This window comes from Pseudomonas sp. LBUM1656 (genome assembly GCF_059716065.1).
The window spans coordinates 3,997,092-4,012,806 of the sequence record NZ_CP166800.1; the positions used below are offsets into that span (position 1 = coordinate 3,997,092).

13 protein-coding genes are annotated in these 15,715 nt (G+C 58.6%); 9 read left to right on the plus strand and 4 right to left on the minus strand.

Annotated features, from left to right (window positions below; all coding sequences use genetic code 11):
• Nucleotides 1-70: 70 nt before the first annotated feature.
• The gene (locus ACA072_RS18140; RefSeq protein WP_109629455.1) at nt 71-2,479 is read right to left on the minus strand and encodes a DNA translocase FtsK; all 2,409 of its coding nucleotides are present in this window, start codon (nt 2,477-2,479) and stop codon (nt 71-73) included.
• A gap of 307 nt (nt 2,480-2,786) precedes the next feature.
• Here ACA072_RS18140 and trxB point away from each other — a divergent pair, with 307 nt between their 5' ends.
• The 4 genes from trxB to infA all read left to right on the plus strand — a co-directional run bounded on the left by trxB (nt 2,787) and on the right by infA (nt 5,575).
• Nucleotides 2,787-3,746, plus strand: a complete 960-nt coding sequence (trxB, locus tag ACA072_RS18145) for a thioredoxin-disulfide reductase (protein WP_497619599.1) — start codon at nt 2,787-2,789, stop codon at nt 3,744-3,746.
• A gap of 64 nt (nt 3,747-3,810) precedes the next feature.
• Entirely contained in the window at nt 3,811-4,491 is a 681-nt protein-coding gene (gene aat, locus ACA072_RS18150) for a leucyl/phenylalanyl-tRNA--protein transferase (RefSeq protein WP_497619600.1), read from the plus strand.
• 57 nt (nt 4,492-4,548) lie between these two features.
• A complete protein-coding gene (locus ACA072_RS18155) occupies nt 4,549-5,256 on the plus strand; it encodes an arginyltransferase (protein ID WP_497619602.1) in 708 nt (235 codons plus the stop codon).
• A gap of 100 nt (nt 5,257-5,356) precedes the next feature.
• Nucleotides 5,357-5,575 (plus strand): translation initiation factor IF-1, encoded by a 219-nt coding sequence (infA, locus tag ACA072_RS18160; RefSeq protein ID WP_002553999.1) that lies wholly within the window; start codon nt 5,357-5,359, stop codon nt 5,573-5,575.
• Nucleotides 5,576-5,856: 281 nt separating this feature from the next.
• On the opposite strand, the gene clpA is transcribed toward infA, so the two are convergent.
• A complete protein-coding gene (gene clpA, locus ACA072_RS18165; protein ID WP_007946437.1) occupies nt 5,857-8,127 on the minus strand; it encodes an ATP-dependent Clp protease ATP-binding subunit ClpA in 2,271 nt (756 codons plus the stop codon).
• Nucleotides 8,128-8,157: 30 nt separating this feature from the next.
• Entirely contained in the window at nt 8,158-8,541 is a 384-nt protein-coding gene (clpS, locus tag ACA072_RS18170; RefSeq protein ID WP_010458899.1) for an ATP-dependent Clp protease adapter ClpS, read from the minus strand.
• 224 nt (nt 8,542-8,765) lie between these two features.
• Here clpS and ACA072_RS18175 point away from each other — a divergent pair, with 224 nt between their 5' ends.
• On the plus strand, nt 8,766-9,047 hold the full coding sequence (locus tag ACA072_RS18175; protein ID WP_497619604.1) for a cold shock domain-containing protein: 282 nt from the start codon (nt 8,766-8,768) through the stop codon (nt 9,045-9,047).
• Between the two features lie 79 nt (nt 9,048-9,126).
• On the opposite strand, the gene icd is transcribed toward ACA072_RS18175, so the two are convergent.
• Complete coding sequence (icd, locus tag ACA072_RS18180) at nt 9,127-10,383, minus strand: NADP-dependent isocitrate dehydrogenase (protein WP_497619606.1); 1,257 nt, start codon at nt 10,381-10,383, stop codon at nt 9,127-9,129.
• 493 nt (nt 10,384-10,876) lie between these two features.
• On the opposite strand from icd, the gene ACA072_RS18185 reads away from it, so the two are divergent.
• The 4 genes from ACA072_RS18185 (at nt 10,877) to hflD (ending at nt 15,594) form a co-directional block, all read left to right on the plus strand.
• The gene (locus ACA072_RS18185; protein WP_497619608.1) at nt 10,877-13,102 is read left to right on the plus strand and encodes an NADP-dependent isocitrate dehydrogenase; all 2,226 of its coding nucleotides are present in this window, start codon (nt 10,877-10,879) and stop codon (nt 13,100-13,102) included.
• A gap of 241 nt (nt 13,103-13,343) precedes the next feature.
• A complete protein-coding gene (locus ACA072_RS18190; RefSeq protein ID WP_497619610.1) occupies nt 13,344-13,790 on the plus strand; it encodes an NUDIX hydrolase in 447 nt (148 codons plus the stop codon).
• Between the two features lie 59 nt (nt 13,791-13,849).
• Nucleotides 13,850-14,974 (plus strand): tRNA 2-thiouridine(34) synthase MnmA, encoded by a 1,125-nt coding sequence (gene mnmA / locus ACA072_RS18195; RefSeq protein ID WP_497619612.1) that lies wholly within the window; start codon nt 13,850-13,852, stop codon nt 14,972-14,974.
• Nucleotides 14,971-15,594 (plus strand): high frequency lysogenization protein HflD, encoded by a 624-nt coding sequence (hflD, locus tag ACA072_RS18200; RefSeq protein ID WP_109629433.1) that lies wholly within the window; start codon nt 14,971-14,973, stop codon nt 15,592-15,594. The genes mnmA and hflD overlap by 4 nt, the downstream gene beginning before the upstream one ends.
• The last annotated feature ends 121 nt before the right edge of the window (nt 15,595-15,715 follow it).

Below are 15,715 nucleotides of genomic sequence, written 5' to 3' on the forward strand. Positions count from 1 at the left end.
CATAACATTCGTGGGGGGTGCGGTGGCACATCACTGCGCCACCGCTTTTCAATTCAGGTCAGCAATCCAATCAATCGCGTACCGGGCCAGGGGCCAGGACTTCACGCGAACCGTTGGTATTCATGGACGTCACGACCCCGGCCATTTCCATGGCTTCGATCATGCGTGCGGCGCGGTTGTAGCCGATTTTCAGCTTGCGCTGAACCGCAGAGATCGACGCACGACGGCTTTCCAGGACGAACTGCACCGCTTCGTCGTAGAGCGCATCGGATTCGCTGTCTTCGTCGCCACCGCCACTGCCGCCGTCGAAACCGCTACCGGCCTCTTCAACACCTGCCAGGATCTCGTCGTTGTACTCCGGAGCACCGCGCAGTTTCCAGGCTTCAACTACCCGGTGAACCTCGTCATCGGACACGAACGCACCATGGACACGGATCGGCAGGCTGGTGCCCGGCGGCATGTATAGCATGTCACCGTGGCCCAGCAGTTGCTCGGCGCCGCCCTGGTCGATGATCGTCCGGGAGTCAATCTTGCTCGACACCTGGAACGCCATACGCGTCGGGATGTTGGCCTTGATCAGACCGGTGATCACGTCAACCGACGGACGCTGGGTCGCGAGTATCAAGTGGATACCGGCCGCACGGGCCTTCTGGGCGATACGGGCGATCAGCTCTTCAACCTTCTTGCCGACGATCATCATCATGTCGGCAAATTCGTCGACGACCACGACGATGGTTGGCAGCTTGGTCAGCAGCGGCGCTTCGTCGTGAATGCTTTCGCGCTTGTACAAAGGGTCGGTCAGCGGCGTGCCGGCGTCCTGGGCTTCCTTGACCTTGGCGTTGAAGCCCGACAGGTTTCGTACGCCCATCTTCGCCATCAATTTGTAGCGACGCTCCATCTCCGCCACGCTCCAGCGCAGGGCGTTGGCCGCGTCCTTCATGTCGGTCACGACCGGGCACAGCAGGTGCGGAATGCCTTCGTAGATCGACAGCTCAAGCATTTTCGGGTCGATCATGATCAGCTTGGCGTCTTCCGGGCCAGACTTGAACAGGATCGACAGGATCATTGCGTTCACACCGACCGACTTACCGGAACCGGTCGTACCGGCCACCAGCAAGTGCGGCATTTTCGCCAGGTCGGTGATGACCGGCTTGCCGCCGATGTCGTGGCCCAGGGCCAGGGTGACCGGCGACTTGAAGTTGTCGTACTCAGGCGTCGACAGCACTTCGGAGAAACGCACGATCTGGCGGTCTTCGTTAGGAATCTCGATACCGACGGTGGTCTTGCCCGGAATCACTTCCACCACACGAACGCTGGTCACGGCCAGGGAACGCGCAAGGTCTTTCGCCAGGTTGGAGATGCGGCTGACTTTGACGCCGGCGGCTGGCTGGATTTCGTAACGGGTAATGACCGGGCCCGGGTGGATCGAATCCACCGACACTTCGACGCCGAATTCCTTGAGCTTGATTTCCAGCAAGTGGCCGACGGCGGCCAGCGACTCTGGCGAATAATTGAGTTGTTTCTTTTCGGCCGGATCGAGGATCGAGATCGGCGGCAAGGTGCCTTCGACGGCGCTGTCGACGAACAACGGCGCCTGTTTCTCTTTCTCTACGCGCTTGCTCGGCGCTGCCGGCTTGGGCGGCGCTGGTGCGATGACAGGCGGCACCTGCTTCTCGCGGTCCGACATGTGCTTGCTCAGGGCCTGCTCGCGTTCGATCAGTCGTTCCTTGACCTTGGCTTGCTCGCGCTTGTCGGTCACCGTCGGGGCGACTACGTCATGCACGCGATCGTCGACTTCACGCAACTGCGCAACCAGTTGCTTGCGCTCGACACGGGCGGCCCACCAGCGATTGGCAGCGCCTTGGAACAGTTCGAACAGGTCGAGGGTAATCTTGCCGGTGACGTCCATCACCTTGAACCACGACAGGTCGGTGAACACGGTCAGGCCGAACAGGAACAGTGCAATGAACAGTAGTGTGCTGCCCTGGATGTTCAGCGCGTTCCGGGCCAGGTCGCCAAGGCTTTCGCCCAAGGCACCGCCAGCACCGGCCGGCAGACCGGTGGCCGCATGAAAATGGATATGCGCCAAAGCGGCGCCCGACAGCACCAGAAACACCAGGCCGATCAGGCGCCAGGAGAACAGCCAGCCGCTCCACTGCCACTGCTCGTGGCGCTGACGGAAGATCTGATAGGCCTTGATCGCCAGCAACAGCGGGAAGATGTAGGCGAAGTAACCCAACACCATGAACAGGATGTCGGCGCTGTAGGAACCGACTGGTCCGCCGAAGTTCTGCACATCATCGATCTTGCTGTTATGGCTCCAGCCCGGATCGTCCTTGCCATAGGTCAACAAGGCCATCATCAGGAACAGGCACAGGCCGCCGATGGCGATCAATGCACCTTCCTTGAGCCGGTAATGCAAATGCTGGCGCCAAAGTGGAACGACGGCTGGTTTAGGTGCTGCGGTGGATTTCTTCAAAACGCTTCTTTTCCTGCGCCCTGGGCGCGTCCATCTGTTGAATGACTATAAAAAACTGCCCAATCCAGGCAGGTAAAAAAGTTAACACGCGCAACTGGGACTACTTTTAACACTGCACCCCGGTTTTTATAAACACGGCACACACAGCTTATTTTGTTTCAACCACTGTTACAGACGGCATTGTACGGGTTTGTTCGCCCGATGCCATGCTTGAAGCCCTTCGGTGTAGCATAGCCAAACGCAGGTTACGCGCGGTTCAATTTGAGCATGCATTCTCTTTTGTGACAAAGGCTTATGAGGTGTTTTTATGAGCGAACCGAAGCATTCCCGCCTGATCATTCTGGGTTCCGGCCCTGCCGGATACAGCGCAGCCGTTTATGCCGCCCGCGCCAACCTCAAACCCGTTGTCATTACCGGCATACAGGCAGGTGGCCAGCTGACCACCACCGTCGAAGTCGATAACTGGCCCGGCGACGTCGAAGGCCTCACCGGCCCGGTGCTGATGGAACGCATGCAAAAACACGCCGAGCGCTTTGCCACCGAGATCGTTTACGACCACATCCACACCGCCAAGTTGCAGCAACGGCCGTTCGAGCTGATCGGCGATGGCGACACTTACACCTGCGACGCGCTGATTATTGCTACCGGCGCTTCCGCGCAGTACCTGGGGCTGCCTTCGGAAGAAGCCTTTGCCGGCCGCGGAGTTTCGGCCTGCGCCACCTGCGACGGTTTTTTTTATCGCAATCAAGTGGTCGCCGTCGTCGGCGGCGGCAACACCGCGGTTGAAGAAGCCCTGTACTTGTCGAACATCGCCAAGGAAGTCCACCTGATTCACCGGCGCGACAAATTGCGTTCGGAGAAGATTCTTCAGGACAAACTCTTCGAAAAAGCCGCCAACGGCAATATCCGCCTGCACTGGAATCAGAATCTCGATGAAGTGCTGGGCGATGCCAGCGGCGTGACCGGCGCCCGCCTGCGCGACAGCCACACCGGCCAAACCAGTGAACTGCAACTGGCTGGCGTGTTCATCGCCATCGGCCACAAGCCCAATACCGACCTGTTTGAGGGCCAGCTGAAAATGCGTGACGGCTATCTGCTGGTCAGAGGCGGCAGCGAAGGCGACGCCACGGCCACCGAGATCCCGGGCGTGTTCGCCGCCGGTGACGTGGCCGACCACGTTTACCGCCAGGCCGTGACCTCCGCCGGGGCCGGCTGCATGGCCGCACTGGACGCCGAGAAATACCTCGACGACATTCCCGTCGTTTGACGGCACACTTTACGGCGGGCCCACCAGCCCGCCACCACCCTCCCCTTCTGCAAGCCCGGATGCCATGCTGACTTGGTTACAACGCAACACCCTGACGTTCCCGCCGCTGGAAAAAGCCATGCGCGACCCCAACGGACTGTTGGCCGCGGGCGGCGATCTGTCCGCCGATCGTCTGATTCAGGCTTATCGCCACGGCTGCTTTCCATGGTTCTCGGAAGGCCAGCCGATTCTCTGGTGGTCGCCGGATCCGCGTACCGTCCTTTTTCCCGACGAACTGCATGTATCGCGCAGCCTGAATAAATTGCTGCGCCAGCAACGCTACCAAGTGACCTTTGATCAGGATTTTGCCTCGGTGATCAGCGCCTGCGCCGCCCCTCGCGATTACGCCGACGGGACCTGGATCACCGATGCGATGCAGACGGCTTACCTCGAACTGCACAAGCGTGGTTACGCGCATTCCGTGGAGGTTTGGGATGATGGCGTGCTGGTCGGCGGGCTCTACGGCCTGGCGATGGGTCAGCTGTTTTTCGGCGAATCCATGTTCAGCCGCGCTGACAATGCCTCTAAATATGGCTTTGCCACATTGGTGCGACATCTGAAAGACTCAGGTTTTGTGCTGATCGACTGCCAGATGCCCACCGACCATCTGCACAGTCTGGGCGCGAGGGCGATCCCACGCCGCGAGTTTGCCAGCTACCTCGCACAGCATCTGGATCAACCCAGCCGGGCCACCTGGGTTTGCTGAGCGACATTCGCGCGCGTGGCTTACACTTAATGCAAAAGCTTATCCCGAGGGTTGATCATGACCGAGTTGGCGCGTTTGAAGTTCTATGCCACTCAGCCCCACTCTTGCAGTTATCTGCCCGAGGAGCAGGCCACGACGCTGTTCCTCGACCCTAGTCAGCCCATGGATGTGCATGTCTACGCAGACCTGTCTGAAATGGGTTTTCGTCGCAGCGGCGATCATCTCTACCGGCCTCATTGCCAGAATTGCAATGCATGCGTCCCGGCGCGCATCCCTGTGGCGCAATTTGCACCCAACCGCCAGCAAAAACGCATCTTCAAACGCAACGCTGACCTGCAAGTGCGCCCGGCCCGGCCGAAATTCAGTGAAGAATATTTCGACCTTTACCAGCGTTACATCGAACAGCGTCACGCCGATGGCGATATGTATCCGCCGAGTCGCGACCAGTTTTCGACGTTTCTGGTGCGTGACCTGCCGTTCTCGCGTTTTTACGAATTTCGTCTCGAAGGCCGGCTGCTGGCGGTGGCCGTGACCGACTTGCTGCCGAACGGTCTGTCGGCGGTCTACACCTTCTACGAGCCCGATGAAGAACGCCGCAGCCTGGGTCGCTACGCGATCCTCTGGCAAATCGCCGAGGCCCAGCGCCTCGGGCTGGAAGCCGTCTACCTCGGCTACTGGATCAAAAACTGCAAAAAGATGAGCTACAAGACGCAATATCGGCCTATCGAACTGCTGATTAATCAGCGCTGGGTCATCCTGAACTAGAACCCCTTGGCTTAAACCCCATTTTTCGGGCACAATGCACGCCGCTTTTGCCTGGCGCAGTTGCACCGGGCCATTCATTGGACACCGAGGGCTTTACTGCATGTCGAAAGAAGACAGCTTCGAAATGGAAGGCACTGTCGTCGACACCCTGCCCAACACCATGTTTCGTGTGGAGTTGGAAAATGGGCACGTCGTAACCGCGCATATCTCCGGCAAGATGCGCAAGAACTACATTCGTATTCTTACCGGTGACAAAGTGCGCGTCGAGCTGACGCCCTATGACTTGAGCAAAGGGCGCATCACTTACCGCGCCCGCTAATCAAGTCAATACAAAACGCCCGGTTTATGCCGGGCGTTTTTGTTTGTCTGCGATTTCGATCGTTCCCACGCTCTGCGTGGGAATGCCTCAACGGACGCTCTGCGTTCGGCTCTTGAAGGGACGCGGAGCGTCCCGGGCTGCATTCCCACGCGGAGCGTGGGAACGATCAAAGCTGACCCACCGCATTCGCGAGCAAGCCCGCTCCCACAAGGAGATCGGTGTACATCCGGCACACAGCAAAAAGACGCCTTTCGGCGCCTTTTGCTTTGTCGCGGTTAACGTCAGGCCATTTCGGCTGTGGTTTCGAACTCGAAGGTCAGCTCGCCGTCCTTGAGGTCGATGTGCACCACACCGCCATGGTCGGCCAGTTCGCCGAAGAGGATCTCTTCCGCCAGCGGACGTTTGATCTTGTCCTGGATCAAACGCGCCATTGGGCGAGCGCCCATCGCCGAGTCGTAGCCACCCGCCGCCAGCCAGCTGCGCGCAGCATCGGTCACTTCCAGCTGCACGCGCTTGTCTTCCAGCTGCGCCTGAAGCTCGGTAAGGAACTTGTCCACCACGCTTTTGATGACCTCATGGCTGAGGCGACCAAACTGGATAATGGTGTCCAGACGGTTGCGGAACTCCGGCGTGAAGCTCTTCTTGATCACTTCCATCGCATCGGACGAGTGGTCCTGATGGGTGAAACCGATCGAAGCACGCGCCGCTGTTTCGGCACCGGCGTTGGTCGTCATAATGACGATCACGTTACGGAAGTCCGCCTTGCGCCCGTTGTTATCGGTCAGCGTACCGTGGTCCATGACCTGCAGCAGCAGGTTGAAGACTTCCGGATGCGCCTTCTCGATCTCATCGAGCAACAGCACGCAGTGAGGCTGCTTGGTGATGGCTTCGGTCAGCAGACCGCCCTGGTCGAACCCGACGTAGCCTGGAGGCGCACCGATCAGACGCGATACGGTGTGGCGCTCCATGTACTCGGACATGTCGAAACGAACCAACTCGATGCCCAACGCCTTGGCCAGCTGACGCGCCGCTTCGGTTTTACCGACACCGGTCGGTCCTGCGAACAGGAACGAACCGACAGGCTTGTCAGGTGACTTGAGGCCGGCACGGGACAGTTTGATCGCGGTCGACAGCGAGTCGATCGCGGCATCCTGGCCAAATACGGTCAGCTTCAGGTCACGCTCAAGGTTACGCAGCAGCTCTTTGTCGGAGCTGGTGACGTGCTTAGGCGGAATCCGCGCAATTTTCGCGACGATGTCCTCGACCTGAGGCACTTCGATGCGTTTCACGCGTTTCTCGATCGGTTGCAGACGCTGATAGGCGCCAGCCTCGTCGATGACGTCGATGGCTTTGTCCGGCATGTGCCGGTCATTGATGTAGCGTGAAGCCAGTTCGGCAGCCGCACGCAACGCTTCATCGCTGTATTCGATGTTGTGGTGCGCTTCGAAACGCCCTTTCAGGCCGCGCAGGATACCGATGGTGTCTTCCACCGAAGGCTCCGACACATCGACCTTCTGGAAGCGCCGGGCCAAGGCACGGTCCTTCTCGAAGATCCCGCGGAACTCCTGGAACGTGGTCGAACCGATGCAACGGATATCGCCCGACGACAGCAGCGGCTTGAGCAGGTTCGAGGCATCCATGACGCCACCGGACGCGGCACCCGCACCAATAATGGTGTGGATTTCGTCGATGAACAGGATCGCCTGCGGACGTTTTTTCAGTTCATTGAGCAACGCCTTGAAGCGCTTCTCGAAATCGCCGCGGTATTTGGTCCCGGCCAGCAAGGCGCCCAGATCGAGGGAATACACCACGCTGTTGGCCAGCAAGTCCGGCACCTGGTTGTCGACAATACGTTTGGCCAGGCCTTCGGCAATCGCGGTTTTACCCACGCCCGCCTCGCCCACCAGCAGCGGATTGTTTTTGCGACGACGCGCCAGGATCTGCGCGACACGTTCGACTTCCAGCTCACGGCCTACCAACGGATCGATACGACCCTGGCGCGCGAGTTCGTTGAGGTTGCTGGCATAAGCATCCAGAGGATTGCCTGAAGAAGAAGACTCACCGCCCTCGTCGTCCTGCATATCTTGCTCACCTTCAGAGTGATCGCCATGCCCCGGCACTTTGGAAATGCCATGGGCGATGTAGTTGACGACATCAATGCGCGCAACGCTCTGCTGTTTCAGCAGGAACACTGCCTGACTCTCTTGCTCACTGAAGATGGCGACCAGCACGTTAGCGCCAGTCACTTCGCGTTTGCCCGAGCTCTGTACGTGGAAAACAGCACGTTGCAGGACACGCTGGAAGCCCAGGGTTGGCTGGGTTTCGCGATCCTCGTCATGGACGGGGATCAATGGCGTGGTGGAGTCAATGAACTCCTGCAGATCGTGCTTGAGTTTGTCGAGGTTTGCGCCGCAGGCACGCAAAACGGTGGCGGCAGCCTCATTGTCCAATAGGGCCAGCAGGAGGTGTTCGACGGTCATGAATTCATGACGCTTCGATCTAGCCTCCTTGAAGGCAAGATTGAGGGTGACTTCGAGCTCGCGGTTTAACATAGCTTCACCTCATACCCAAGTGGTCGGCGATTAACCGTCCTTCTCGATTTCACAGAGTAGCGGATGCTGGCTTTCCCTGGCGTACTGGTTGACCTGCATGGCCTTAGTCTCGGCGATGTCGCGGGTAAACACTCCACATACTGCCCGTCCTTCTGTGTGGACGGCCAGCATGACCTTGGTCGCCAGCTCCCGATTCAGGTTAAAAAACACCTCGAGCACTTCGACGACGAAATCCATCGGTGTGTAGTCATCGTTGAACAAAACCACCTTGTACATCGGCGGCGCCTGTAGTGCAGGCTTTGCCTCCTGAACAGCAATGCCTGCGGAATCGTCGTCGTGAGGCTCCGGGTGATCTTTTTGGAGAGCCGGGCGATCCTGATTGAATGTTAGTCGAATCTGGCTGATTGCATGCATGGAAAGAAAGGTTCGTCAGTTGTGCAAATACAGTGGTGGGGGCGGCTATGGACGATTTCAACTCCGACCGCCCGGTCACCTTGACTATCGGGAAAACGGTGTTACAACCAATAGAGCCCACAGTGGGTAAAAAAGGTCCGCGGAGTCAATCTTATTTAAAGATCTGACTGCGGATGTACTGGATGATACTCCAGTGATGGAGTCTGTTGCAGAGGGATATGGGTATGTCAGTCGGCAAGGTGAAATGGTTCAACAATGCCAAGGGATTCGGTTTCATTAACACCGACGCCAGGGAAGGTCGCGACGAAGACGGCCATCTTATTGATTTCTTTGCCCACTATTCAGCCATTGAGATGGACGGGTACAAGACCCTCAAGGCCGGGCAAATCGTAAGCTTCGATATCCTTCAGGGCCCCAAAGGGTTGCACGCAGTCAAGATCGGCTCCGTTTCGTCCGTCAGCGAACAGACTGCGCCTGTTACAAAACAGGAAACAGTGTCGAGCTGACACGACCGATCAACCAGTCATAAAAAAACCGCCCGACTCAATCACAGAATCGGGCGGTTTTTGTCGTGCGTGAACTTGCTTACATGTGCGAGATGAGCGCATCACCGAACGCAGAAGACGACAGCAGTTTCGCGCCCTCCATCAAACGGTGGAAGTCATAGGTCACGGTCTTGGCCGAAATCGCGCCATTGGTGCCTTTGATGATCAGATCTGCCGCTTCGGTCCAACCCATGTGGCGCAGCATCATCTCTGCGGACAGAATCAGGGAACCCGGGTTGACCTGGTCCTTGCCGGCGTACTTCGGTGCAGTACCGTGGGTCGCTTCGAACATGGCAATGGTGTCAGACAGGTTGGCACCCGGCGCGATACCGATACCACCCACTTCCGCCGCCAGGGCGTCGGAGAGATAGTCGCCGTTCAGGTTCAGGGTCGCGATCACATCGTATTCGGCCGGGCGCAGCAGGATCTGCTGGAGCATGGCGTCGGCGATGGCGTCCTTGACGATGACGTTCTTGCCGGTTTTCGGGTTCTTGAACTGCATCCACGGACCACCGTCGAGCAGGGTCGCGCCGAATTCCTCAGCGGCCACTTCATAGGCCCATTCCTTGAAGGCACCTTCGGTGAACTTCATGATGTTGCCTTTGTGCACGATGGTCAGCGAATCGCGGTCGTTGTCGACCACATACTGCAACGCCTTGCGTGCCAGGCGCTTGGTGCCTTGCAAGGACACCGGCTTGATGCCGATACCGCAGTTTTCGTCGAAACGGATCTTGGTAACGCCCATTTCTTCTTTGAGGAACTTGATGACCTTGGTCGCTTCCGGCGAACCGGCTTTCCATTCGATACCGGCGTAGATGTCTTCCGAGTTCTCACGGAAGATCGTCATGTCGACGTCGCCTGGTTTCTTGACCGGGCTAGGCACGCCTTCGAACCAGCGTACCGGGCGCAGGCACACATACAGGTCGAGCTGCTGACGCAGGGCCACGTTCAGGGAACGGATGCCGCCACCGACCGGGGTGGTCAGAGGGCCCTTGATGGAAACCACGTAATCTTTAACTGCGTCCAGGGTTTCCTGGGGTAGCCAGGTGTCCTGATCGTAAACCTGAGTCGCTTTCTCCCCGGCGTAGACTTCCATCCAGGAAATTTTGCGCTCGCCGCCGTAAGCCTTCTTAACAGCAGCATCGACAACCTTGATCATGACCGGGCTGATATCAACGCCAATACCATCACCTTCGATGAAGGGGATGATCGGGTTGTTAGGAACATTGAGAGAATGGTCCGCGTTGACGGTGATTTTGTCGCCGACTGCTGGAACCTGAATCTTCTTGTATCCCATGCTGAACTCCATTGTTTGGATTGAACATCTGGCTTCGTTCGAGCGTACCCCAGTTAAATCGGCACGCAAACCCTATGTTCCAACCATCTGCCGCAAAGCTGCACAGTTCGCGACGTACAAGCCTGAAAGCAAAGGGAAAAGCGCCAAACTCAAGCACGGTGCAAGACTCTACGCCCCACTCGCCCCTGCGACCTTTAGACCAATGGACGAGAATCGTTGCATATGAACCATCGGCAGATTGCCAGCTACCTATGTATAATGCCGCCCGCTGACCACAGAGTCACGACGGCCGACCTTTCTACTACGAGGCTTGGGGCCTGAAAAAGCAGGGTTGTACAGCAACCCACCCGCTTGACGCTCGACCGATGCACCCAACATCACAGCAAAGAAACCTCGACATTCGGTTCATGGATGACTTTGAACGAACGCGCTTACCCGGCGCCCCTCGAGTTTCTGCGCACGCTTTAGCAAAGAAGAGAGAGTTAATCCGAATATGCCCACCCGCTCGAAGATCATCTATACCTTCACCGACGAAGCTCCCGCCCTCGCCACCTATTCACTGTTGCCTATCGTAGAGGCCTTCACCGCCTCCGCTGATATCGCCGTGGAAACCCGCGATATCTCTCTTGCAGGGCGCATCCTGGCCAGCTTCCCCGAGCAATTGGGTGACAAAGCCGTAGCCGACCACCTCGCCGAACTGGGCGACCTGGCCGTTACGCCTGAAGCCAACATCATCAAGCTGCCGAACATCAGCGCCTCCGTTCCGCAACTGCAAGCCGCAATCAAAGAGCTGCAAGCCCAGGGCTTCGCACTGCCGGACTACCCGGAAACCGTGACCAGCGACGCCGACAAGCTCGCCAAGTCGCGTTACGACAAGATCAAGGGCAGCGCCGTGAACCCGGTTCTGCGCGAAGGCAACTCCGATCGTCGTGCACCGCTGTCGGTCAAGAACTACGCGCGCAAACACCCGCACAAAATGGGCGCCTGGGCTGCGGACTCCAAGTCCCACGTCGCGCACATGAGCACCGGCGATTTCTACGGCAGTGAAAAAGCCGCCCTGATCGACGCCGCTGATGCCGTCAAAATCGAACTGATCGCTCAAGACGGCACCACCACCGTCCTGAAAGAAAAAACCACCGTGCAAGCCGGTGAGATCCTCGATTGCGCGGTCATGAGCAAAAACGCTCTGCGCAGCTTCATCGCTGCCGAAATCGAAGACGCCAAGCAAAAAGGCGTGCTGCTGTCGGTTCACTTGAAAGCCACCATGATGAAGGTCTCCGACCCGATCATGTTCGGCCAGATCGTTGCCGAGTTCTATAAAGACGCACTGGCCAAGCACGCTGACGTGCTGGCACAGATCGGCTTTAACCTGAACAACGGCATCGGCGACCTGTACGCTCGCATCAAGGCTTTGCCTGCCGAGCAGCAAGCGCAGATCGAAGCGGACATCCAGGCGGTCTACGCCGTTCGTCCGTCGTTGGCCATGGTCAACTCAGACAAAGGCATCACCAACCTGCACGTGCCGAGCGACGTGATCGTCGACGCATCGATGCCAGCGATGATCCGTGACTCCGGCAAAATGTGGGGCACTGACGGTCAGCTGCACGACACCAAGGCTGTGATCCCGGATCGCTGCTACGCCACCATCTACCAGGCGGTGATCGAAGACTGCAAGCTGCACGGCGCTTTCGATCCGACCACCATGGGCAGCGTGCCGAACGTTGGCCTGATGGCGAAAAAAGCCGAAGAGTACGGCTCGCACGACAAGACGTTCCAGATCAAGGCCAACGGCGTCGTTCGGGTTTCCGATGGCGCTGGCCGCACCCTGCTGGAACAGTCGGTTGAAGCCGGCGACATCTTCCGCATGTGCCAGACCAAAGACGCGCCGATCCAGGACTGGGTCAAACTGGCCGTCAACCGTGCTCGCGCAAGCGCAACTCCGGCGATTTTCTGGCTGGACCCAATGCGTGCCCACGACGGCGTTGTGATCGAGAAAGTTCAGGCTTACCTGAAGGATCACGACACTTCCGGCCTGGACATCCGCATCATGTCGCCAGTCGACGCGATGGCCTTCACTCTAGGCCGTACCCGCGAAGGCAAGGACACCATCTCGGTGACCGGCAACGTACTGCGCGACTACCTGACCGACCTGTTCCCGATCATGGAACTGGGCACCAGCGCCAAGATGCTGTCGATCGTTCCGCTGATGAACGGCGGTGGCCTGTTCGAAACCGGCGCCGGCGGTTCGGCACCGAAGCACGTTCAGCAACTGCTGGAAGAGAACTTCCTGCGCTGGGATTCCCTGGGTGAATTCCTGGCCTTGGCCGCCTCCCTTGAGCACCTGGGTGTTACCTACAACAACCCTAAAGCGCTGGTGCTGGCCAAGACTCTGGATCAGGCCACCGGCCAGTTCCTGGACAACAACAAGTCGCCATCGCGCAAAGTCGGCAACATCGACAACCGCGGCAGCCACTTCTACCTGGCGCTGTACTGGGCTCAAGCCCTGGCTGCCCAGACCGAAGACACTGCACTGCAAGCGCAGTTCGGCGAGCTGGCCAAGACCCTGACCGAGAACGAAGCAACCATCGTTGCCGAACTCAACGCCGTTCAGGGCAAGCCAGTGGACATCGGCGGTTACTACCACGCCAATGCCGAACTGATCAGCAAGGCCATGCGCCCGAGCAACACCTTCAACGCCGCGATCGCAGCGCTGGTTTAAGGTTGTAAGGGAACATCACAAACCCCGGCCATGTGCCGGGGTTTGTGCTTGTGGCACACGCAACCTTTGTAGCAGCTGCCGAGCACCGCGAGGCTGCGTTCGGCTGCGAAGCAGTCGCCAATCCAGTCACTGCGATTTATCAGTAAGACCAAAGTGTCTGGTATTACGACTGCTTCGCAGCCGAACGCAGCCTCGCGGTGCTCGGCAGCTGCTACACACCACACAAGACCGAGGTATTTTCATGGATTGGCTACCCCACATCACCGTCGCCACCATCGTCGAAGACAATGGCCGCTTCCTGATGGTCGAAGAAACCAAGCACGGACGAACGGTGCTTAACCAGCCCGCGGGCCATCTCGACCCGGACGAAACCCTGATCGAAGCCGCGGTGCGCGAAACTCTGGAAGAAACCGGCTGGGACGTCGAGGCGACCGGCGTAGTGGGCATTTATCTCTATACCGCCCCGAGCAATGGCGTGACCTATCAAAGGGTTTGCTTCATCGCCAAAGCCATCAAGCATCACCCGGATTATCAACTGGACGACGGCATTGTCGGCGCTAAATGGCTAACCCGTGACGAACTGCTGGCACAGCGCGCAAACTGGCGCAGTGAGCTGATCATCCGTTGTATCGATGATTATCTGGACGGCAAACACTTCGGTCTCGAACTGATCCGCCCTTCTCTTTAGCCTTGCGGGCTTGGGCCTGTTAGAATCGCGTCCTTTTTCAAGACACTCATTGAATCCCTATGCGTGATCCAGCCCCTTCTGACACACAAAAGAAGCGCGTCATTGTCGGCATGTCCGGCGGCGTGGACTCTTCCGTTTCCGCTCTCCTGCTGATCGAGCAGGGTTATGAGGTGGAAGGCCTGTTCATGAAGAACTGGGAAGAAGACGATGGAACGGAATACTGCACCGCCATGGACGACCTCGCGGACGCCCAGGCCGTGTGCGACAAGATTGGCATCAAGCTGCACACCGCCAACTTCGCCGCCGAGTACTGGGACAACGTGTTCGAGCATTTCCTGGCCGAATACAAGGCCGGTCGCACACCGAACCCGGACATCCTCTGTAATCGTGAGATCAAGTTCAAGGCGTTCCTCGACTACGCCATGATGCTCGGCGCCGACCTGATCGCCACCGGTCACTACGTGCGCCGCCGCGACATCGATGGCCGCACCGAACTGCTCAAGGGCCTGGACCCGAACAAGGACCAGAGCTACTTCCTGCACGCCGTCGGCGGTGAACAAATCGCCAAGACTCTGTTCCCGGTCGGCGAGCTGGAAAAACCCGAAGTGCGCGCGATTGCCGAGAAACATGATCTGGCCACCGCGAAGAAAAAGGACTCCACCGGGATCTGCTTTATTGGTGAACGTCGCTTCAGCGACTTCCTCAAGCAGTACCTGCCGGCCCAGCCGGGCGAGATCAAGACCACAGAAGGCGAAGTCATCGGCCGCCACCACGGCCTGATGTACCACACCATCGGCCAGCGCCAGGGCCTGGGCATCGGCGGCTTGAAAGACGCCAGCGACGAGCCGTGGTACGTCCTGATCAAGGACCTGGAGCACAACGAGCTGATCGTTGGCCAGGGCAATGATCACCCTTACCTGTTCTCCCGCGCCCTGCTCGCCTCGGACATTTATTGGGTCAACCCGATTGATCTCAGCGAGCCGCGCAAGTTGACCGCCAAGGTCCGTTATCGCCAAAGCGATCAGCCCTGCACGCTGGAAAAAACCGCCAGCGGCTACCGCGCGACCTTCGATGACCCGCAACGCGCGGTCACCCCGGGTCAGTCCGTGGTGTTCTATGACGGTGAAATCTGCCTAGGCGGCGGCGTGATAGAAGTCGCAGAGCCATGGAGCAGCAAGGCATGAACCCCACTCAGGAGCAACTGACGGCACTGGGCGGCGTGTTTCTCGCCGCCGTCCTCGTTGACAAGATTGCCAAGACCGGCCAGACCACCGAAGCCGGCCTGACCTGCATGCTCGGCAGCCTGCTGATTCGCGATCCCAAGGACACCCTGGAAGTGTACGGCGGCGATGACATCAATCTGCGCGAAGGCTATCGCGCATTGATCGGCGCCCTGGAGCGCGACCCAAGCACCCTGCAGCGCGAACCGCTGCGCTACGCCTTGGCCATGCTGGGCCTGGAGCGTCAACTGGCCAAGCGCGACGACATGCTCGATGTGATCGGCAAGCGTCTGCCGCAGATTCAATCCCAGGTCGAACACTTCGGCCCGGCGCACGAAAATGTGATTGCGGCTTGCGGCGCGCTGTACCAGGACACTTTGAGCACGTTGCGCCAACGGATTCAGGTCCACGGCGACATGCGCAACCTGCAGCAACCGAGCAATGCCTCGAAGATCCGCGCGCTGTTGCTGGCCGGGATTCGTTCGGCGCGTCTGTGGCGGCAGCTGGGCGGTCATCGCTGGCAGCTGGTGATCAGCCGTCGCAAGTTGCTCAAAGAGCTTTACCCGCTGATGCGCAGCAGCTGAACCGCGCCCGCAACACTGATTTAGATCTGTAACGCGTAATACGCCGGTCAGTTGGCAACGGACCGGCGGATTTTTTCATGTATGATACGCGCCCCATTTCGTTGCCCGACTGTCCGAGAAC